Annotated in this window: 22 protein-coding genes; 13 read left to right on the top strand and 9 right to left on the bottom strand. The window is 51.3% G+C overall.

All coding sequences use genetic code 11. From position 1 onward, the window contains the following. Positions 1-73 precede the first annotated feature (73 nt). The 6 genes from mtrA (at position 74) to secA (ending at position 8881) form a co-directional block, all read left to right on the top strand. On the top strand, positions 74-757 hold the full coding sequence (gene mtrA / locus ACR9EC_RS05995; protein WP_435300576.1) for an MtrAB system response regulator MtrA: 684 nt from the start codon (positions 74-76) through the stop codon (positions 755-757). After that, the gene (gene mtrB, locus ACR9EC_RS05990) at positions 754-2511 is read left to right on the top strand and encodes an MtrAB system histidine kinase MtrB (RefSeq protein WP_435300575.1); all 1758 of its coding nucleotides are present in this window, start codon (positions 754-756) and stop codon (positions 2509-2511) included. The genes mtrA and mtrB overlap by 4 nt, the downstream gene beginning before the upstream one ends. Beyond that, positions 2504-4267, top strand: coding sequence for an LpqB family beta-propeller domain-containing protein (locus ACR9EC_RS05985; protein ID WP_435300574.1), 1764 nt, complete (start codon positions 2504-2506; stop codon positions 4265-4267). The genes mtrB and ACR9EC_RS05985 overlap by 8 nt, the downstream gene beginning before the upstream one ends. 251 nt (positions 4268-4518) lie before the next feature. Continuing rightward, complete coding sequence (locus ACR9EC_RS05980; protein WP_435300573.1) at positions 4519-5094, top strand: ComF family protein; 576 nt, start codon at positions 4519-4521, stop codon at positions 5092-5094. Positions 5095-5270: 176 nt separating this feature from the next. Continuing rightward, positions 5271-5930: a ribosome hibernation-promoting factor, HPF/YfiA family gene (gene hpf, locus ACR9EC_RS05975; RefSeq protein ID WP_435300572.1), complete on the top strand. Its 660-nt coding sequence runs from the start codon at positions 5271-5273 to the stop codon at positions 5928-5930. A gap of 248 nt (positions 5931-6178) precedes the next feature. Further along, positions 6179-8881 carry a preprotein translocase subunit SecA gene (gene secA / locus ACR9EC_RS05970; RefSeq protein ID WP_435300571.1) on the top strand — a complete coding sequence of 901 codons (2703 nt, stop codon included), beginning with the start codon at positions 6179-6181 and terminating at the stop codon, positions 8879-8881. Positions 8882-8939: 58 nt separating this feature from the next. Here secA and ACR9EC_RS05965 read toward each other — a convergent pair whose 3' ends face one another. Beyond that, on the bottom strand, positions 8940-9440 hold the full coding sequence (locus ACR9EC_RS05965; protein ID WP_435300570.1) for an Rv3235 family protein: 501 nt from the start codon (positions 9438-9440) through the stop codon (positions 8940-8942). A gap of 58 nt (positions 9441-9498) precedes the next feature. Further along, positions 9499-10425, bottom strand: coding sequence for a LysM peptidoglycan-binding domain-containing protein (locus ACR9EC_RS05960; RefSeq protein ID WP_435300569.1), 927 nt, complete (start codon positions 10423-10425; stop codon positions 9499-9501). A gap of 141 nt (positions 10426-10566) precedes the next feature. Here ACR9EC_RS05960 and ACR9EC_RS05955 point away from each other — a divergent pair, with 141 nt between their 5' ends. After that, positions 10567-11169 (top strand): hypothetical protein, encoded by a 603-nt coding sequence (locus ACR9EC_RS05955; RefSeq protein ID WP_435300568.1) that lies wholly within the window; start codon positions 10567-10569, stop codon positions 11167-11169. Between the two features lie 4 nt (positions 11170-11173). On the opposite strand, the gene ACR9EC_RS05950 is transcribed toward ACR9EC_RS05955, so the two are convergent. Beyond that, complete coding sequence (locus ACR9EC_RS05950) at positions 11174-11389, bottom strand: helix-turn-helix domain-containing protein (protein WP_435300567.1); 216 nt, start codon at positions 11387-11389, stop codon at positions 11174-11176. Positions 11390-11509: 120 nt separating this feature from the next. On the opposite strand from ACR9EC_RS05950, the gene ACR9EC_RS05945 reads away from it, so the two are divergent. The 3 genes from ACR9EC_RS05945 to ACR9EC_RS05935 are packed head-to-tail and all read left to right on the top strand — an operon-like array spanning position 11510 to position 14131. Next, positions 11510-12190, top strand: coding sequence for an SAF domain-containing protein (locus ACR9EC_RS05945; protein WP_435300566.1), 681 nt, complete (start codon positions 11510-11512; stop codon positions 12188-12190). Then, positions 12187-13596, top strand: coding sequence for an AAA family ATPase (locus tag ACR9EC_RS05940; protein WP_435300565.1), 1410 nt, complete (start codon positions 12187-12189; stop codon positions 13594-13596). The genes ACR9EC_RS05945 and ACR9EC_RS05940 overlap by 4 nt, the downstream gene beginning before the upstream one ends. Before the next feature lie 55 nt (positions 13597-13651). Further along, positions 13652-14131, top strand: a complete 480-nt coding sequence (locus tag ACR9EC_RS05935) for a DUF6912 family protein (protein WP_435300564.1) — start codon at positions 13652-13654, stop codon at positions 14129-14131. An 8-nt stretch (positions 14132-14139) separates the two neighbouring features. On the opposite strand, the gene hisN is transcribed toward ACR9EC_RS05935, so the two are convergent. From hisN to ACR9EC_RS05915, 4 genes are all read right to left on the bottom strand, one after another. Beyond that, the gene (gene hisN / locus ACR9EC_RS05930; RefSeq protein ID WP_435300563.1) at positions 14140-14931 is read right to left on the bottom strand and encodes a histidinol-phosphatase; all 792 of its coding nucleotides are present in this window, start codon (positions 14929-14931) and stop codon (positions 14140-14142) included. Between the two features lie 96 nt (positions 14932-15027). Further along, positions 15028-16101, bottom strand: coding sequence for a ribosome small subunit-dependent GTPase A (rsgA, locus tag ACR9EC_RS05925; RefSeq protein ID WP_435300562.1), 1074 nt, complete (start codon positions 16099-16101; stop codon positions 15028-15030). A gap of 22 nt (positions 16102-16123) precedes the next feature. After that, positions 16124-17446, bottom strand: a complete 1323-nt coding sequence (gene aroA / locus ACR9EC_RS05920) for a 3-phosphoshikimate 1-carboxyvinyltransferase (protein WP_435300561.1) — start codon at positions 17444-17446, stop codon at positions 16124-16126. A 49-nt stretch (positions 17447-17495) separates the two neighbouring features. After that, positions 17496-17969 (bottom strand): DoxX family membrane protein, encoded by a 474-nt coding sequence (locus tag ACR9EC_RS05915; RefSeq protein ID WP_435300560.1) that lies wholly within the window; start codon positions 17967-17969, stop codon positions 17496-17498. Positions 17970-18238: 269 nt separating this feature from the next. Between ACR9EC_RS05915 and ACR9EC_RS05910 the strand changes: the two genes are divergently transcribed. Both ACR9EC_RS05910 and rsrA read left to right on the top strand, forming a co-directional pair. Next, entirely contained in the window at positions 18239-18922 is a 684-nt protein-coding gene (locus tag ACR9EC_RS05910) for a sigma-70 family RNA polymerase sigma factor (RefSeq protein WP_435300559.1), read from the top strand. Beyond that, entirely contained in the window at positions 18919-19203 is a 285-nt protein-coding gene (rsrA, locus tag ACR9EC_RS05905) for a mycothiol system anti-sigma-R factor (RefSeq protein ID WP_435300558.1), read from the top strand. Before ACR9EC_RS05910 ends, rsrA begins: the two co-directional genes overlap by 4 nt. Before the next feature lie 70 nt (positions 19204-19273). On the opposite strand, the gene ACR9EC_RS05900 is transcribed toward rsrA, so the two are convergent. Further along, the gene (locus ACR9EC_RS05900) at positions 19274-19348 is read right to left on the bottom strand and encodes a 50S ribosomal protein bL37 (RefSeq protein ID WP_404810762.1); all 75 of its coding nucleotides are present in this window, start codon (positions 19346-19348) and stop codon (positions 19274-19276) included. Between the two features lie 130 nt (positions 19349-19478). Between ACR9EC_RS05900 and ACR9EC_RS05895 the strand changes: the two genes are divergently transcribed. Then, positions 19479-20564 (top strand): type IV pilus twitching motility protein PilT, encoded by a 1086-nt coding sequence (locus ACR9EC_RS05895; RefSeq protein WP_435300557.1) that lies wholly within the window; start codon positions 19479-19481, stop codon positions 20562-20564. Between the two features lie 13 nt (positions 20565-20577). Here the strand turns inward: ACR9EC_RS05895 and ACR9EC_RS05890 are convergent, their stop codons facing one another. Continuing rightward, complete coding sequence (locus ACR9EC_RS05890) at positions 20578-21180, bottom strand: GDSL-type esterase/lipase family protein (protein WP_435300556.1); 603 nt, start codon at positions 21178-21180, stop codon at positions 20578-20580. Positions 21181-21194 lie beyond the last annotated feature (14 nt).

Raw genomic sequence — 21194 nt, 5'->3', positions numbered from 1 at the left:
AAATAGGTCACCATGGAACAGTTAAATACCGAGGGTACTGAAAATTGCTACTAAAGAATGGCAAAATAGCCTCATGAATCAACGTGTTCTGGTAGTTGATGACGACACCGCACTAGCTGAAATGATCGGAATCGTTCTCGAAAGCGAGGGGTACGAGGTAGCGTTTTGCGCGCATGGCGACGAAGCCTATCGCAAGTTTCAAGAAACACAACCAGATTTGGTGCTCTTGGACTTGATGCTTCCGGGCAAAGACGGAACGGTTGTGTGCCGAGAAATACGGCAAGAATCGGGTGTTCCTATCATCATGCTCACCGCTAAAAGTGACACGGTCGATGTTGTTGCGGGGCTTGAAGCCGGAGCAGACGACTATGTGCCTAAACCGTTCAAACCTAAAGAGCTTGTTGCACGCATCCGTGCACGTCTGCGTCGTTTAGACGAGCCGGCTCCGGAAGTCTTGCCTATCGGAGACCTACACGTTGACGTTACTGGGCATAAAGTAACCCGTGATGGTGTCGCTATTCCGCTGACACCACTAGAGTTCGATTTGCTTGTGGCTTTGGCTCGTGCACCATGGCAGGTGCTGACGCGCGATGTCTTGCTCGAAAAAGTGTGGGGATACCGCCATGCTGCAGATACCCGTTTGGTGAACGTGCACGTACAGCGGCTTCGATCGAAAATCGAACACGATCCTGAAAACCCAGAGATTGTTTTGACAGTGCGCGGAGTCGGATACAAGGCAGGCGCTCGGAAAGTATGACATCTTTCGCGTCGTTCACACGCCTCAGTAGCGTACGTGAACGACTCAAACGACTGCCCCGCACAGTTCTGAAGCCGTTTCGCACCTCAGTACAGTTCCGTGTCATGTTCACTGCCATTGCGATTGGGCTTATTGCTTTGGTTGCTTTGTCTGCGTTTTTGTCTACTTCTATTCGTAACGGATTATTTGAGCAGCGCGTTGACGAGATTTTGGTAGAAAGCGCGCGGTCAATTTCGGAAACGCAAACAAAACTCAGTTCATCAAGTGCAACAACTACATCTCAAGTGCAACAAACAATGAACGACGTGCTTTTAGCGTTACAAACAAGTGGCACATCGGGCAGAGATGTTTTTTTGTGGAAGTCGTTAAATAACACAAGTGATATGAGGGTCCTTGACTTATCGACAGCCCCTGAACTGGGCTCCCTTATCACTCCCGAAATGCGGCAAATTACTGCAAACGAAACTAAGCGACAACATTGGCAGAGTGTTGAAATACCCACCGCGGATGGCAGTGCACCAGGAATTGTTGCTGGCACAATCATTGAAGCTCCTGCCGTGGGCCCCTTTGAAGTATATTTTTTGTACAGTCTTGCCCCACAACAAGAAACACTTCACTTCTTACAAGGCATAGTGGGGCTTGCTGGGGTAGGGCTTATCGCAGTTCTTGCCGCGATAACTTTCGCTGTTACACGACAAGTTATTCAACCGGTTCAACAAGCATCGAAAGTTGCTGAGCGAATCGCTGATGGACATCTTGATGAAAGACTCGAGGCTCGAGGCGAAGACGAAGTTGCGCGGCTGGCAGGGTCATTCAATGAGATGGCGTCGTCTCTGCAAATCCAAATCGATCAGTTAGCGGAGCTCTCTGCGGTGCAACGTCGGTTTGTTTCCGATGTATCCCACGAACTGCGTACCCCATTAACCACTGTGCGAATGGCCGCAGAGATGATTTATGAAGGCCGTGACGAGTACTCTCCAACGATCAAACGCTCTTCTGAACTGTTGCAGACGCAACTTGACCGGTTTGAAGACCTTCTAGCAGATCTTTTGGAGATTTCTCGTTTTGATGCGGGGGCAGCGGTCCTTGACGCAGAAGCGCGTGACCTTACCGAAGTGATGTCACGCGTTATAGATAACGCTATTCCGTTGGCAGAAAAAAAGAATGTGTGGCTGTCGGCGGACTTTGGTGATGAATCGTCACGCGCAGATTTTGACCCTGTGCGGGTAGAGAGAATCTTACGTAACCTGCTAGTCAATGCTATTGAACATGCGGAAGGTAATCCGGTAGAGGTAGTAATTCGAGGTAATAAAACTGCTGTTGCCGTCGTTGTGCGTGACCACGGAATTGGGATGGACCGGGAGCAAGTGACTCGTGTCTTTGACCGGTTTTGGCGTGCTGATCCGGCTCGTGCCCGCACTACGGGTGGCACCGGATTGGGCTTGGCAATTGCTCGTGAAGATGCGCATCTGCATGGAGGTTGGCTTGAGGTGTGGTCACGCCCTAGCGTCGGGTCTGTTTTCCGTCTTACGTTGCCTCGTCGTGCTGGTATTACGTTGAATGAGTCGCCACTTGATCTTGAACCGCAGCAGCAGGATGAAGAAGCTGTGGTGCAAGGTGCATCTACACAAGACATGCATGGGCCTGCTGCAGTTCCGCAGTTTGTTACGCCACATCAGCATGAGGGGGACGAGTTGCCGCAGGGCGCGAGTCCTGCTGTTCCGGAGCCTACGCCGGAGGGGAAACATGAGTAATGCTTTTCGTAAAAGATCTCTAGGCCGAACATATGGTGCGGTTGTTTTAGTACTGGTGATGTGTGTATTGACTGCGTGTGCACAGATACCGACAGAGTCGGCTGTGTCCTCACGTGATGTTTCTGTTCAAGATCCTGCCCCGATTTTTTTGCAAGCGGATGGTCCTCAACGTGATGCGACCCCGCAAGAAATTGTTGATGGTTTTGTATCTGCGCAAGCTGCGGGGATCGCTGATAGTTGGGCTGTCGCAAAAGAATTTTTGACGAGTACAGCAGCGGCGAAATGGGATCCGGCATCCTCAACGTCAATATATACAGGTGAGCTTGTTTTACAAACACTCGATAATCTTCAAGAAGATTCGGCAGAGAACCTTGACCTTGCAGAAGCCCTCAGTGTTTCTGTTCAAGGCACAGCAAAATCTGTTGGTATCGTCGCTACGAATGGTTCATATTCGGAATCCGTGCCAGACGCTAAATATGATCTGACATTTGATTTGGTGAAAAACAGTGACGGACAATGGCGGATTTCTAGCTTGCAAGATGGCGTTCTTATTTCAAAGCCTAACTTTCAGACGCAGTATCGCGCCGCAAGCGTATATTTTTTGAGTCCGCAAGGTGACTATCTTGTTCCTGAAGTGCGCTGGGTTGCTTTGGCAAAGTTAGAAACCTACGTGGTTAACGCCTTGCTGGGCGGTCCTTCTCCGTGGCTTCAAGACGCTGTGGTTACTGCTATTCCTGAAGGTACACGTCTCATGTACGACTCTGTTCCATCAGAAAGTGGAACAGCTGTGGTGAACCTTTCGAGTGAAGTCCAGAAAGCAACTCCCCGTGATCGTGAATTGTTAGCAACCCAGATTCAAGAAACACTAACTAAACTGCCGGGCATTCGAGATGTTCGTTTTCAAGTTAACTCCGTTGATATTCAAGTCGTCCCAGACGCCAACGTAGTGCGGGATCCGATTTTGGCAAATGATCCAGTCGTGTTGTCGAATGATGAGCTGTTTCAAGTGAAAGGTCGCACACTTGTAGCGTTGGATGCACGCGGTTCGTTGGCGCCCTATTCGGTATCTGCATTAGCTACAGAAGATCGTAGTGCGCAGGGTGTGTTCTTAGACGGCGCTGACACAATTAGACGAATCCCGGACGCAGATGGTGAAGCGGCTGTTTTGTTTAAAGGCCGCACGCTCATTCCGCCGTCGCTTGACCGATTTGGATGGGCATGGACCGGTGAGAAAGTTCAACCGGATGATCGCGACGGAAAATTGTCTGCTGTCAGCAGTGATGCTACCGCTGTGCCTGTAAAGGTGCCTTGGCTGACTGGACGATTGGTGCGGGCAGCTCGAGTATCACATGACGGTGCGCGCGTTGTGGTTTTGTCGTCGTCAAATGGTGTTACTCGTATTGATGTTGCTGGTGTGCTTCGAGACGAGAATGGGGTTCCTCAGAGTTTGTCTGATCCGATTTCTGTTGGAGCGCAAGTGCAAGATGCAGAGTTGGTGCAGTGGCTTGATGAGTCAACACTTGGCGTGATTGGAAAAACCAGTGGTTCTGACATAGAAATTTTTGCCTCTGTTCCGTTGTCTGGTAGCAGTGAAGCTGTGGCGACAGCAGAAGATGTCAATGCGTTGGCCATTGGTCGTGGTCTGCGGTCTGTTTTTATTGGAACTGCTGATAATACGGTGTTGGGTCGCGGCTCAATTGGCTCTGCCTGGGTGGAAATCGCAGATGATGCACGGTTACCGACTTTCCCCGGCTAGGTAAGGAAAACACGTCGTACACATACGCATGGGCACCTAGCTATGCACATAACTAGGTGCCAGATGGCATGTAAAGATTGTCGTCTGCGCATTATCTTCGTGTGGTATTAACTAAAACGTTTTTAGGGTCTGTACGGCATATTATTCGGGATGTAGCCCACCTCATTGCGCCAGTAAGCTGCGCAGGATGTGGACTTTACGATGTGGCTGTTTGTACAACATGTCGTACAGGTAGTACACCTTCATTGTTTGTGACTGAAGCGGGTACAGACACTTTTCCTATCTTTGCGGGAAACACGTTTATAGAACCAGCACGTAGCATTGTCGCGCGCTGGAAAGACCACGGCCGACGCGATGTCAGTGAACTCATTTTTGGGCACGCACAACAACTAGGCGAAGAATGCGCGCGCTTTATTCTTCTCGATCATTCATACCAGCGTGTGCGTGAGGTATGGATTGTTTTTATGCCGTCAAGCCGATCCGCAACAGTGCACCGTGGCTTTATCCCGGCAGAGGTTGTGGCTCGTGGTGTTGCTACTGGGCTGAACACTGCAGGATTGTCTGCACACATATTTTCTGGTGTACGAGTTCGTGGCAATAAAAATGACCAAGTTGGATTAAGCGTTATGCAGCGGAGACGAAACGTATCAGGCAAATTTTATGTACCTCACAGATTGACTCAGAGATTCAGTAAAGATACGTTAGTGCTTTTTGTCGACGACGTAGTGACAACGGCGTCAACACTGTTTGAGGTTCGCCGCCAATTTCACCTCGGATCTGGGACTTTGGCCGCTGGCTTGGCCCTATTTGCGACACCCAAAAGTTAGCCCTGAGGGAAATCGGATGAAAATGATGCGTGGCAAAGTGACCTTTGCCACGCTGCAAGATAACCTAGAGTTCAGATCCCAGAACGGCAGGGGAGGTGATACATCTCGCGCGTTCCTTGAACGCCTAAACCCAAGAAGACCTGGCGCGAGAGCGCCACGAATGCCGGGAGGCTCACATGGAGATCGTAGTTGTTGGTCGGCACACCGAAGTAGCAGACCGTTTTCGCCGTCACGCAGAAGACAAGCTCAGCAAAATTGAGCAGTATTCCCCAACTGTGCGACGGGTGGACGTGGAAGTAACCCACGAAAACAACCCTAGGCAAGCAGCAGTCCGTGAACGTGTAGAAATAACTGTTCGAGACAAAGGCCCCGTAGTTCGGGCTGAGGCTGCCGCGGATGACAGGTTTGGAGCGCTTGATCTCGCGCTCGACAAATTGCAAGAGCGCCTCCGCCGTGCGCATGAACGCCGTAACAATAAACGTCGTGGCCAACGTAAATTCGTTGAGCCAGTGGACGTTCGCCCTTTTGTAGAAGCTACACCCGTTGAGGTCGTTGATGAAGACGCACCCGTACATTTAGAAAAACCAGGCGAAACCACGGAAATTCAGCTAGGAGATTCTCCAGTAATCATCCGGCAGAAACTCCACACCGCAGATTCAATGTCATTAGATGATGCCATCTATGAGATGGAAATGGTTGGACACGACTTTTTCCTCTTCATCGACAAAGAATCGAACCGTCCGTCCGTCGCGTATCGTCGTCGTGGTTGGACATACGGTGTGATCGCTTTGGACGCCACCTGTGAATGTGAACCGGACGCGGCACCACAGGAATAATAAGTTAGGTGTGTGGGGGCAACATCCACGGATGTTGCCCCCACACTCATGAGTTCGACGATATCTGCTTGCGTGGGTTGACCTACCTTAGACCCGTACGAGAAGCAGTCGATATAGTGAAAATGTTGAAATTTGGCTTTGGGCGAATGTAGATGACGTTTTAGCGGCCCAAAACCTAATACGATGGTCTATTGAATGCCCTCGCATAGACATGGCAGGGAAAACTAGCGCTCACATGGGAGTTCCGCGTGGCTAATATCCTCGAGAAAGCACTTCGTTTTGGCGAAGGAAGAATTCTCAAGAAACTGAACGGTATCGTTCAGCAAGTAAATGGGCTTGAAGAACACTACAAGGCATTTACTGACGAAGAACTGCGTGAGGAAACTGCACGCTTTAAAGAGGACATCGAGTCGGGAATCACTCTTGACGCGCTTCTTCCTCAAGCGTTCGCTGTCGTGCGAGAAGCATCTAGCCGTACGTTGGGGCAACGCCACTACGATGTTCAGCTCATGGGTGGTGCAGCTTTGCACATGGGGAACATTGCAGAAATGAAAACCGGTGAAGGTAAGACACTGGTTGCAACATTGCCGTCATATCTCAATGCGCTGTCTGGTAAAGGCGTGCACGTTGTTACCGTGAACGACTACTTGGCTGAATACCAGAGTGAACTTATGGGCCGTGTCTTTAGGTTCTTAGGTCTCACCACAGGATGTATTCTGAGCGGTCAGACACCTGAAGTTCGTCGCGAAATGTATGCCGCCGATATTACGTATGGAACCAACAACGAGTTCGGTTTCGACTATCTGCGTGACAACATGACATGGTCGATGGATGAGCTTGTGCAACGCGGACACAACTTCGCTGTCGTCGATGAGGTTGACTCGATTCTTATCGATGAGGCTCGTACACCGCTTATTATTTCTGGTCCTGCAGATGGCGACGTCAACAAGTGGTATGTCGAATTCGCTAAGATTGTTCGTCGTCTTGTAGCCGATGAAGATTATGAAGTCGATGAAAAGAAACGCACCATCGGTGTGCTTGAGCCAGGTATCGCCAAGGTAGAGGACTACCTTGGCATCGATAACCTTTACGAGTCGCTGAACACTCCACTTATCGGATTTTTGAACAACGCAATTAAAGCGAAAGAGTTGTTCAAGCGCGATAAAGACTACGTTGTGCTTAAGGGCGAAGTCCTGATCGTTGACGAACACACTGGACGTATTCTTGCTGGACGTCGTTACAACGAAGGCATGCACCAGGCCATCGAAGCTAAAGAAGGCGTTACGATCAAGGCAGAGAACCAGACTCTGGCAACGATCACTTTGCAAAACTACTTCCGTTTATACAGCACCTTGTCTGGTATGACAGGTACTGCAGAAACCGAAGCCGCAGAGTTTAAATCAACATACAACCTTGGTGTTGTCCCTATTCCAACACACCGCCCAGTGCAACGTGTTGATCAGCCTGACCTTATTTATAAAAATGAGGAAGGGAAATTTAATGCTGCGGTGGCAGACATTGTTGAACGTCACGCGCATGGCCAACCTGTTTTGGTTGGTACAACCTCTGTCGAAAAATCTGAGCTTCTATCGTCGATGTTGAAGAAGCAGGGCGTCCCGCACGAAGTGTTGAACGCGAAGCAACACGCACGTGAAGCCGCAATTGTTGCAATGGCTGGACGTAAAGGTGCAGTTACTGTTGCTACGAACATGGCGGGTCGTGGTACCGACATCATGTTGGGTGGTAACGCAGAGTTCCTCGCTCAAGACATGTTGAAAGCACAAGGTTTCGACCCTGTTGAAAACCCTGACGAATACGAAGCTGCTTGGCCACAGGCAGTGGAAGCAGCACGCCAGTCGGTGAAAGACGAGCACAATGAAGTTACAGAGCTTGGTGGACTGTATGTGCTAGGTACTGAGCGTCACGAGTCGCGTCGTATCGATAACCAGTTGCGTGGTCGTTCAGGTCGTCAGGGTGACCCAGGTGAATCACGGTTCTACTTGTCTATGCAAGACGAACTGATGCGCTTGTTTGGTTCAAACTTGGCCGAATCGATGATGCATCGTGCTGGATTCCCTGACGATATGCCACTTGAATCAAAGATGGTTACTCGTGGTATTGCGTCTGCGCAGGGGCAAGTTGAGTCACGTAACCTTGAGATTCGTAAGAACGTGTTGAAGTATGACGATGTCATGTCGCGTCAACGTACGGTTATTTACGATGAGCGTCGTCGTGTTCTTGAGGGCGAAGACATGCAGGATCAAATCCAGCATTTCCTTACCGATGTCATTACAGATTATGTGAATGCAGCAACGACATCGAATAACTCTCTGGACTGGGATCTTGACACGCTGTGGGCAGCGTTGAAGGGTATTTACCCAATTTCCATTTCGATTGAGGAACTGGAAGATTCTGTTGGCGGTCGAGTCAACTTGAAGCCAGAGATCGTCCTCGATGAGGTTCTTTCGGATGCTCGTCTTGCATACGAACGTCGTGAAGCAGATCTTGGCTCTGAAAACATGCGTGAGCTTGAACGGCGCATTGTGATGAGCGTTGTTGACCGTAAATGGCGCGAACACCTGTACGAGATGGATTACCTGAAAGAGGGTATTGGTCTTCGTGCGATGGCTCAGCGTGATCCTCTTATTGAGTACCAGCGTGAAGGCTACGACCTATTCCAAGCGATGCTGGCAAGTATTAAAGAAGAAGCAGTTGGTTTCTTGTTTAACTTGCAAGTGAAGATTGAGCACCAAGAAGTTGATATCGATGGTGATGGTGTTCCAGATGAAGAGCATGACGTAATGGTGGCTAAGGGGCTTGAAGCGCCGAAAGCACCTACTAAGTTGAACTATTCCTCAAGTGAGGGTTCTTCTGCTGATGGCTCTGATGCTTCTGGTGGAAACCGTGAAGAACGTCGGGCCGCGCAACGTGCTGGACGTCGACGCAAGTAGGTTGTTTCGTATTACAGCTGGGAGGGGCCGCATCGTATGATGCGGCCCCTCCCAGTTTTTATCCAATTTGGAGGACGTTAACGCGCCAGCGGCCCCGGAATTCTTCAGCGCGAAGAGCCGTTGCTCGTACTTTTTCCCCATCGTGGATGAGCACGCTGGCTTCTGCCGCAACAGCTGATATGCGCGCTATGCGGGCTTTGATTATGCGTGCTGGAGGGCGTCGTGCTGGGTCTTTGCCAGTGGAGTTTGTGGATGCGTGCGGATGCCGAGAAACACCGTTTGCGTAGTCTATTTTTTGTTGTGCGCGTACTTTTGTCATGAGTAGTTGAAGTATTGCGGGTGAGACGAGTGAGGCAATTTGTTGCACTGGGCGGGTTCCATGAACGACCTCGAGAGCGGCGTGAGCGACGGTGCAGACCACGGCTGTGGGGTCGGCGAGTGCTTTTCCTCGTTCGATGCGTTGGGGTTCTTCTTCAGGGTCGTGTGCCAGCTGTAACTCTAGGGGAATGAGTGCGTTGTTGACGGGCGGGAGAAGCGGTGCATCGTGAAGTGCAGTCATGAGGTGTCGTGTTCCTTGTGTGGTTGCCTGCTGTGCGTTTTCGGGTGTTCTTGAGGGATTAGTTGTGGGGGGATTGGAGTGCGCTCGGTATGGTTAAGACGGTTCCGGAGAAGATCATGTCTGGGTTGTTTCCGATAATTTCTTTGTTTGCTGCATAGAGTGCGTTCCAGGAGCGTGCTATGTCTTGGTTAGACGTGCTAGTGGTGTGTGTTGCAGCTATTTCCCACAGGCTGTCTCCAGGTTTTACCGTGTATTTTTTTTCTTTTTTGGTTTGAGGTTGAGCGGTGGTGTGCGGTTGCTCTGGGGTGTTAGTTTCGTCTGGTGCTCGGAAGTCAAGGCTTAGTTGTGTTGCTGAGTCGTCGTGGGTAGGCGTGTGGGCAACTGGTTGTGCGGGTGTGTGTGGCGTATCAGGCTGCTGTGCAGGTTGTTCTTTTTCTTCTTGTGAGCTGGGTAGCTCTGTGGATAAAAAACCAAGAGGCGTTGGTGATGCGCTGTTTTTGATGTGGTCAGCTTCTGTAACGGGTGTTGCAATAAAGCCCAAACTTTGAACGCCGGCGGGTGCTGCTGCCGGAATAGCTTGGTCTGCTTGTGCGCTGTGTGCTGTTTCGCTGGTGGAATTTTGTGTTGCTTGGGCTGCGAGTGGAGTGAACACGAGCGTGGTGCTTACTATGCCGACGAGCATTTTTTGCAGGGTGTGCGGTGCGATTGTGCGAATTGTTGTTTGTAAGCGCAGGTTGAGTCCGCTGTTTTTGGGTGTGAGTTGGACAAGCACCAAAAGAAGGCTTGATAGCCCCCACCAGGTGCAGGCGATGAGTCCTGCGCTGAGAATCAGAATTTCAACATAGGTGAGGTATGGGTGAGCTTGCAGTCCTTCGTCGGTGAGGATTGTGGTTATGTGCGTGTGTACGCGGTTGAACAACAAGCCCCATATAAGTCCGCAGAAAAACGCAATGGTGATTGGTGCAAAACGGTTCCTACTACCCACTTAATGTGCCCCTTGCAGATTTTTGATGTTGTTTGATGCAGTTTGATCTTCTTTGATCAAATAACAAAACGGCAAACTTGTCTACAGGGAAACCGAGTTGTGGATAATCCCTAAACTGCACTATGTCGTGATTGGAAGCCTATGGAACGCTGGGAACAGCTCTTCACTCAGCTTGAGTCGGAGTTTGCTTTTGAAGAACTCATGACGCTTCACACTGCTGCTGCAGAGCTCTCACGTGCAGAAACGTCGCGGATATCACTGTATGAGCGATTGCGTGCGGATGCCGGAAACGAGGTGGAGTTACTCTTTGAGGCTGGACGATCATTAAAAGGGACACTCACAATATGCCACATTGAATGGCTACTACTCACCATCGCAGGCGCAACAGTTATTGTTCCGCTCGCAAGTATCGTCGCGGTCAAAAACCTAACGAACCGATCTATGGTTGAACCGGCTCACGACGCCGAAAAACCGCACGGTGAGAAGAAGCCCACGGGAAGACCCTCAAAAATTTCGGCAGACTTGCAGCGCATAAGCCTAAATTCTGTATTGCGTAGCATTGCGCGCGATCGTTCTTATGTACGCGTTGCAACCCGAGGGAACACCCTCTCAGGGCGTATACAACGAGTAGGCATTGACCACTTTGATGTACAAAGCGGCGGTGTAGGGGAATGGGAAGAGCGCGAACGTACGGAAAGTTTCACTTTGGCAACGTCATACATGGACTACATGACAGTCGCATGACGGCTCAATCCTCAAAGTGTCCAGACTTGACGCGTTGACGGGTTTGCTCGTACATGCGCTGAATGTATGATTCCAACTCCGACGATTCAACTCGCCATTGCCCGCGTCCGCCCACTTGTATGGCAGGCAACTCTCCGCTGCGTACAAGGGCATACGCCTGCGTGGACGAGATATTAAGTGTCTCCGTCACATCCGCGAGCGTAAGAAATCGTGATGCCATGCCTTGATTCTTTCACGACTAGCGGTGTGAAAAGCAATATCCACAGATTTCTTAGTTTCCACCATAGCTACTGTGAACAGTTCAATATGGAACAGATATCAAAGAGAGCAGAGGGGAACGATGGCCAGTCAGAGTTTTCATGAAGAGGGAAAGAATGAATCCCTTACCCCGCGGTTAAAAAAGCCGACGGTAAAAGACCCCCGTCTTGTGGTCGGAATTATTTTAGTAGCAACAGCAGTATGGCTTGGCTCGTGGGTTGTTGAAGACGCAAAATCTTTAAAACCAGTATTTGTTGCAAGTAAATCCTTTGCACCGGGACAAGCTATAACCCGAGACGATTTACGTATCGTAGAAGTAAATATCGGGTCGCAAAGCTCTCAATACTTAACAGGAACATTGCAGGCAGACGAGCGTCTTGTCGCAACGCAACCTATCACTGAAGGGGAATTCATTCCGGTAGCTTCAGTGGCTGATGAAGACACATCGCAATCAAAGGTTATTGCTATCAACATCGCTGAACGGCTACCTGACATTGCGCAGGTGGGAAGCACCGTCGATCTATGGTTTACCGCAGACACCAAGACCTCAGGCCTTTCAGAAAACACGCAAGAAACAAAGCCAGAACTAGTTGCCGAGAACCTTTATGTGAGCCAACTTCCGGACACGCAAAATTCTTTTAACGCTAGTGCAACCCAGACTATTCATGTTGTGGTGCCTGCCGAACAGATAAATGATGTGCTGGGAAGCCGCCAAAAATCAGGAACGTTAGCGCTTTTGATGTCACCAGGCAGTATGTCATGACATGGCAAGAACCCACTCCACAGTGGCCACACCCAGAACATGACCCTATGCAGGAGTCAGTAGAAATTAGAGTCATGACGGCAGTGCTTGGCTCAGTAGACGATCACATTGTTGAGATTCTTGCAGGGCATCCCACAATAGTGGTCGCTCGAAGGTGTGCTGACGCGGCCGAACTGCTTGGCGCAGCTCGCGCAGGGCTAGGGGTCGTCGCCCTGATCAGTAGCGACCTGCCAGGTTTTGATCGTTCACTCGTACATGAGCTTGAAAGTGATGGCGTAAGCGTCATCGCAATTAACGACCCCACAGATCAGTTCTCTCAAGAACGCTTGCGCGCCATCGGCATTAAATACACGCTTACAGCGCACGCTATGAGTACCGACCTCGTCTCGATGCTATCGGTTGCATTAGGTGCAGGAAGCGACAAGGTCCCTGAATGGCAAGACATACTTGGTACCGCACATCAGGGGCAAAGTAACCCGCATGATTCTGCGTTACAGGACGACCTCTCACCCGTTGCAGATCCCACACCCGAAAAACTAAATAACTCAGGGAAAATCATTACGGTCTGGGGTACCTATGGTGCGCCAGGGCGATCAATGATCGCAGCGGGGCTTGCTTTTCAACTTGCTGCTCAAGAAGGCAATAACACGTTACTTATTGATGCCGACACGTACGCGCCCTCACATACCCAAGGGTTAGGTCTTCTAGAAGAATCATCGGGGTTAGCACTTGCTGCTCGCGCTGCCGGGCAAGGCACACTAACCGTGCAAGGGCTGAAAGATTTTTCCAGTCAGTTAAATACATCAGTGTCGTTGCTGACAGGACTGCCAAGAACAGCAAGATGGCCTGAGATCTCACCATCAGCCTTGGAATCTATCTATGAACACGCCAAACACGAACAGCGATGGGTAGTCGTTGATTGTGCGCCAAACGTTGAAGAAGACGAAGTTTTATCATTCGATACCAAAGCTCCACAACGTAACGCCGCCACGATTACCTCGCTCAGCATGAGCGACCTTGTCCTTATCGTTGGTCGGGGCGACGCCATAGGAATAAAACGACTCATAGATATGCTGGAATCACGCAAAGACATGCTCTACCTTGCAGGCATTCCATATCTTGTGGTGGTCAATCAATGTGGCGTACCAGGAACGCCAGCAACGCAGCGGGCAGAAATTACAGAAGCGTTGCGCACCTATAGCGGCGAACTCGACCCACTGTTTATCTCATATGACCCGGTCGCAGCGCAGCATGTGATCCGTCATGGCGTATCCCCAACGGAAACACGCAAAAAATCAATGCTACGAACCGATATTGAAGCACTCACTGCGGTCGTGAAAGCGGGCTTTCACGGGCATGACGAGTCGCTCTCTGGTACAGCTAACCGAAAAATTCGTGTGACATAGGCTGTGTATTCGATAACGCGAGAATAAAATGCTGGCGAGGTGGCACACTTATGTCATGCGACTTTATGTTCCTGCCACGCTTGATGAACTCGACTCAGTACAAGGATCTGTTATTGATCTGGAACCTCGTCGGGCTCATGCTGCCACGCCAGCACTCATCGCAGAATATGAGGCAGAAGGCATAACAGATCTAGAAGAAGTCGAATATGGCGCGCATCTTGCAGCGGCAGACGACTCTTTGATGTTGATCGCGCAGCGTCCAGACGTACCATGGCAGCGCGTCGTACTCTCCGTAGACGTCCCTGACAACGCGGTAGAACACGTGCCAGCAGCAGCCGAAACGTCCGTGTCTGCAGTCGATATTGCAACAGCGCTCGCAGGTGTCAGCATCGTGTGCATACACATTGATGAGCCCGAAGCGGCAGACGACATCCAAGGCGTGTTTGAAGGAAAAGACGACGCTCTTGCGCGCCTCGCTGAACGTGACTTGTTGTGGTACGACTCGTCTGAAATCGGCTTAATTACAAAGAACTAAGCGCGCACTCAGCTATTGAAGCGGGCCACAATCTCGTCGTGCAGAATCCCATTTGAGGCGATAGCGTTCGGCCCCCACGGGCCGGTGGCTTTCCCGTCAACTGAGGTGAACGTGCCGCCAGCCTCGGTAACAATAGGAACCAATGCAGCCATGTCATAGAGTTCCAACTCTGGTTCCATCGCCGCATCCACAGCGCCCTCGGCAACCAGCATGTAAGACCAAAAATCTCCGTAGGCGCGGGTGCGCCACACATCGTCGGTAAGGTTGAGGAATTCTTCTCTCAGCCCTAATTGTTCCCACCCCGACAACGACGAATAGCTGATAGAGGCATCTTCAAGTGTCGAAACCTGTGATACGGAGAGGCGGGTAGCACTCGCGAGCGAACGGCCAGTCCACGCTCCAGTTCCTTTTGCTGCCCACCAGCGGCGGTTGAGCGCAGGTGCGCTCACGACACCAACAACCACCTCGTCGCCTTCCGCCAGAGCGATAAGCGTTGCCCAGACGGGAACACCTCGCACAAAGTTTTTGGTGCCATCAATGGGGTCGATAATCCACCGGCGTGAAGAATGTCCAGACGAACCAAACTCCTCACCAACAATCGCATCCCGGGAACGCATGCGTGACAGTTGCCCCCGAATGATCTCTTCAACGGTTTTGTCCGCGTCAGATACAGGTGTGGTGTCAGGCTTCGACTCGACTTTGAGGTCGAGGGCCTTGAAGCGTGACATGGTGACGCTATCAACTTGGTCAGCCAAGATCAGCGCAAGTCGAAGGTCGTCGTCGTATGCCGATGGATTCATGGCCTAAACATATCGCGGCTTGCTCCAACGTGCGGGAGTGGCCCGCCGTACGAGAATCGCAAAATTAGGGATAACTCCCCATATGGGCGAGAAAGGTTATTCTGTTCGCGCCGACAAGAGGCGACGCAGCGACTCAATGCGGCGAATGCGAGAGGTGAGTGTTTGTGCGTCTTCGTCAATGTTTCCACTATGCGCATTGTGCGCCCACTCATCTAAAGCACAGTCTGGCGCTTCATCGAGGTGCGTGCAGCCGCGGGGACAGTCTTCGATGATGAGACTTAAATCTTCGAACGCATCCAAAACGCGTTCTACATCGATGTGGGCGAGCCCAAACGAGCGCACTCCAGGAGTGTCAATGACCCATCCTGCTTGTGCTGCGTCGCCTTCCCGTGAGGCATGCGCTGGTAGCCGTAAAGCGACAGCAGAAGTTGACGTGTGTCGGCCGCGACCGGTCACGTCATTGACTTTCCCCGTGGCTCTATCGGCGTCGGGCACAAGCGCATTGACGAGAGTTGATTTCCCGACCCCTGAATGTCCGACGAACACGGAGACTTTCCCAGCCAGTGCCTGCTGAATGGCATCTAGCGGGGTAATTGATTCGTCATCGTCACGTTGTGTTACGAGCACTGTTACCCCAACAGGTTCGTAGAGTTCGCGCAGGGTTGTGGGGGAGGCCAGGTCTGCTTTTGTGAGGCACAAAATGACATCCATGCCAGCGTCATAGGCGGCAACTACGCACCGGTCGATCATCCGAGTGCGAGGTTCAGGGTTAGCAAGAGCCGTAACAATGACTAGTTGGTGTGCGTTTGCGACGATAATGCGTTCGTATGGGTCTGTGTCGTCTGCTGTCCGTCGCAGCACTGTTGTGCGTTCTGTGATGCGTACGATGCGGGCGAGTGAACCATCTGCTCCACTTACATCACCGACCATGTCCACGCGATCCCCGCACACAATCCGGTCGCGGGTGAGTTCGCGGGCTTTCATCGCCGTTATGTAGCGTTCATCTGGTCCATTTTCATCAACCAAGACGGTGTAGCGTCCCCGATCAACACCGGTAACAAAGCCCGGTATTGCGTCTTTGTGTTCGGGACGATTCTTTGACCTCGGGCGAGAACCTCGTTTTCCTGGTCTCGAAGTGAAGTCTGATTCGTCAATGGTTGTGCGTGCCATAAATCCTATGTTTCGCTGCGTTTTACGCTGTGTGCTGTTCTAGCATTGCATTCCACATGGCATCAAACCCGGGCAGGGTTTTTCCTGTTGTTGCAATATTTTCGACGAACACGTCCGGTGTCCGTAATCCAATGATTGCACCTGCAGTAGCCATACGGTGGTCATGGTAGGTGTGGAATACGCCGCCTTGTAGCGGAACCGGTGTGATGTTGAGTCCGTCAGGGGTTTCTACACACTGCCCACCTAAACGATTTATTTCTTGGCTTAATGCGGCAAGGCGATCTGTTTCGTGGCCGCGAAGATGCGCTATTCCCGTGATAACGGTCGGCGCGTCGGCAAGGGCACACAACGCTGCAAAAGTTGGTGCGAGCTCGCCTGCGGCAGAAAGATCGAGCGTGCCCAAACCTTTAATATGTCCGGTTCCTTGAATGGACAGCACAGATTCGTCGTACGTGACGGTAGCACCCATGCGGGCGAAAATCTCTGGAGCTAACGCACCCGGTTGTGTTGTTTTGGCTGGCCAAGCGGGGATGCGGACGGTCCCTCCAAGAACGAGAGCAGCAGCCATGAACGGTGTCGCATTCGACAGGTCAGGTTCAATCTGAACGTCTTGTGCACTGATCGGGCCGGCAGCAACCACCCATGAGGTGGTGGACGGCTGTGTGACCTGAACCTGCGCCTCACGGAGCACTTCAACCGTCATATCAATGTGTGGTAGCGACGGCAAAGAATCACCTTGATGAGTCAAGGACACGCCATCTGTGAACCGAGATGCAGCCAACAGTAGGCCAGAGACGAACTGGCTGGAACCAGAAGCATCAACATCGACCTGTCCGCCCAGTACCGCACCAGTGGCATGAACTGTAAAAGGCAAAAAGCCGTCGGAAGTGTCTTCAATATCAACACCGAGTCGCTGCAGACCTTCAATAATGGGTTTCATAGGGCGTATGCGGGCACCCTCGTCACCATCAATGGTTATTCGACCGGTAACAAGCGCAGCAACTGCAGGAATAAAACGCATAACAGTGCCAGCTAGCCCACAGTCAAGAGTGATGTCGCCAACGTTATACCCCTGAGGGATAGGCGAAACATGGTATTCGCCTACCTCGGAGCCTGGCACGATTACCGCACCTAACTGCTGTAACGCAGCAATCATGAGATCGGAATCTCGGGACTTCAACGTTCCCCGCACAACACTAGGGCCGTCTGCCAGCGCAGCAAGAACTAAATATCTGTTAGTTAAAGATTTAGACCCAGGAACACGCACTGTAGCGTCAAGCGTGACACCAGAATGCGGGGTAGGAGCCAACCACAGATCGTGTGCAGTGTTAACAGATGAAGTCATGCACCCAGTCTAACGAACTTCCATATTGTGAACGCTGGCGTCTCTGGCATTAGGACTGTTCGTCCGCAACGCGGCGTTGTGCGCGTTCTGCACGAGCCTGAGAAACACGCCACGACATAGACGGTTTACCTGCTGTGTCCCCAGCAATCAGCAAAGCCGCACCAACAGCACCCAGCTTGGCAACAAACGGCCCCAACCGTTCGCTACGCGACACCTCAGCCTTAGCCACAGGAGCGCGCAACACCGCCGAAGGCGCAGTGCTTAACGCAAGAAGGACACCAGCCGTACGCGGAGATTTACTCAACGCAAGAGAAAAACCCAAAAGGACAGTCGCCACACCGTGAGCTTGCACAACGCGCTTCAACTTAGCGTCACTAACAGCAGGCTTATCCGCGCGCTCCAACACAGCATTAATAGGTGAACGAGCAAGCTCTACATGCTCCTGAGGATGACGCACAGCCTGAAAGCCATCATAAACAAACCAGCTAGCCACCAAAGGACGAGCTATGCGACGCAGCAACATACACGATCTCCAACCCTAAGACAGGGCGCCCACAAGGCCTTTCAGCCCCATACACGCACACACGTACTGACTCCACAATAACCTCCACCCAGATATTCAGCAGGGTTATTGCACTACAAAATCCAAAACGTATGAGACAACAATGAAATAAAACAAGACACAAACGCGTTAGACATACCGTGACTTGCTCTGTAGTAGAAAAACAGTCGACCTCCATCAAGACGCGTCGACTAGTCAACGACGCATACAACAACATAGGCTCTAAAGTGATGTCCACTAACGACCCCGCCTGGAGTGAAGCAGCCTCCACCGACGACTCGATGCGCGTCCCACACGCAGAAACCAACGCACAACGAATCGAACGGTTTGAACGAGACGCCCTAACGTACTTAGACCACATGTATTCAGCAGCACTGCGCATGACCCGCAACCCACAAGACGCTGAAGACCTACTACAAGAAACCTTCGCGAAAGCGTTCGCTGCATTTCACCAGTACCGTCCAGACACAAACCTCAAAGCCTGGCTGTACCGCATCCTCACAAACACGTACATAAACTCGTATCGCAAAAAACAGCGAGAACCACAGCAATCCCACGCTGAAGATATAGAAGACTGGCAGATCGCTAGAGCAGCCTCTCACACCTCAACCGGACTAAAATCCGCTGAAGCAGAAGCCCTAGAACGACTCGCCGACACCGACATAAAACACGCGCTGCAAGAACTTCCAGAAGATCGCCGCATCGCCGTATACCTCGCAGACGTTGAAGGCTTCCCCTACAAAGAAATCGCCGAAATTATGGGCAGCCCAGTTGGCACTGTCATGTCGCGACTACATCGAGGACGCGCACAACTACGAGAAATTCTGCGCGACTACGCTGCAGCCCGCGGCTTCACTACCGCACCACAAACACCAACCCCACCCACCACTGCCACGGTAGAAGGCACACAATGATCGAGCACACACAAGAAGACACCAATGATCCTGTAGACAGCCTCTTAGACACAGAAGACTGTAAAAACGTAGCCGATCACATTTACGAGTACCTCGACTCCGAAATGACGGAAGAAGACGCTACACGGATGCGCGCACACGTCGCCAAATGTTCTCCATGCCTTGCCGAACTCGACATCGACGAACTCATCCGTAAAGCACTGAAACGCTCATGTGCAGAACAAGCACCCGCTCACCTACGTGACAAAATACGAGCTCAATTTCTGCAACGAGGCGCATAAACCACCTACAGATAAAGGTGTGGGGTTAGACAATTACTTTGTCTAACCCCACACCTTTATCTCAAACACATTATGCGTTTGGACGCTTACCGTGGTTTGCGGCCTTGCCGGCACGGCTGCGACGCTTACGTCCGCGCTTGCTCATGGTGATCTCCTCTAATTAAGACATGCTCATCTATTTTTCCACAAAACTGCGCTCGCGGTGAAATGCATGGGTTCACATCACATCTTGTACACGGTTTAAGTTTGGTACACCAAACTCCGATACAACAGATGTGAATTCTCGTCAGTCGGTTATCCCCATGCTTCATGCGCTTGTCTCTTCAGCAGGATCAGACCTGCACGTAAAAACGGGTTCTGTGCCCCGCATACGTGTAGAAGGTCGATTACGTAGGCTGCAAGTGCCGCAATTAACTGAAGAAGACACACTAGATATGCTCTCTGAAGTGTTACCGCCAGATCTTTTGCCAGAATTTGGGAAAAAACACGAAGCAGACTTTGCATACCAGCTTGATGGGGTCGGACGATTCCGCGTGAATGCATACCAAACGCGGGGCACCGTGGCGATGGTCTTTCGACGAGTATCGGAAGGCGCCCAAACATTAGAGCAGCTTGGTTTACCGAAAGTTATTGGTGAACTCGCTATGGAACCGCGTGGTCTCGTGCTTGTTACCGGCCCAACAGGTGCTGGAAAAACAACGACACTCGCATCAATGGTTGACCTCGTCAATACACATAAAGAAGTCAACATTGTGACCATCGAAGACCCCATTGAAGTGCTGCACTCCGATAAAAAAGCGCTTATTTCTCAGCGTGAAGTGCGTCATGACACCTTGGACTTCAACACTGCGTTACGTGCAGCGATGCGTCAAGACCCAGATGTCATTCTTGTTGGCGAGATGCGTGACGCAGAGACTGTGCGGGCCGCTCTGCAAGCAGGAGAAACAGGACACCTCGTGTTTTCCACGTTGCACACCCTCGACGCAGAAGAAACAATCAACCGCATCATTGATTTCTTCCCAGCACATGAACAACAGCAAATAAGAATGGCTCTTGCGCAAACGTTGCGTGGAATTATTTCACAACGACTAGTGCGACGAGCTGATGCCACGCAACGCTGTGCGGTTGCAGAAGTTATGGTGAATACGGGCCGTACGGCAGAAGCCATTATCGCGCCACTTGATAACCCACCGCTTACTGATTTGATCGCTGAAGGCGAGTATTACAAGATGCAAACCTTCGACCAACACTTGTTTGATCTAGTACGCGATGGAACTGTGTCGTACACGGATGCGTGCGCAATCGCAACGAACCCTCAAGACCTCACAATTGAATTGCGTGCCGCAGGGGTTATTGCGTAATAGTCTGGGCGACTTATTCGTCTTCTGGTAGCCCTAACCACGTGTGCCAGCCGGTATGTAAGACAAGCCAAGCCATGAGCCCATATCCTGCTTGCCCAGGGTAGGGGCCATTGCTTGCCGCAAGATCAGCGTTCCACTGTTCATGATCGACAAGTGGAGAAAAAGTATCGACGTACGGTACACGACGACGCTGGGCAACATCTGCAAAAGCGGCAGACAATTCACCGATAGCCGGGGCTAAACTTGGAATAGTTGGTGGTGGCCCAACCACGAGGGTGGGGATGCGTCGTTCATCTGCAACATCAAGAATGTTTGCGAGGTTGAGACGAGAACGCGCTACAGACAGATCAGCAGAAATATCTGAATGCCCTAACCCGATGATGAGCCGATGGTCGGTGTGACTATTGGGCGCAGTGCGGAGATTAAATTCGTTTTCCCAGCGTGCGGATAGTCCAGTAGTGGTTTCTGAAGGAACAGCTAGTGGCATAACAACAGTTGTGCTTTGGGTACGAGTTCGCGCAACTACCCGTCCTAGCCAACCTAAAGCACGGGGATCGCCTACGCCAGCAACTAGTTCATCACCAACTGCGCATAGGCGAAGTTCTGATATGGACACATGAACTCCTTCAC

The organism is Timonella sp. A28, assembly GCF_051200815.1.
Classification (GTDB): domain Bacteria; phylum Actinomycetota; class Actinomycetes; order Actinomycetales; family Cellulomonadaceae; genus Timonella.
Note: the sequence above shows the minus strand (reverse complement) of the source record. Positions and strands in the feature narration are given on the sequence as shown.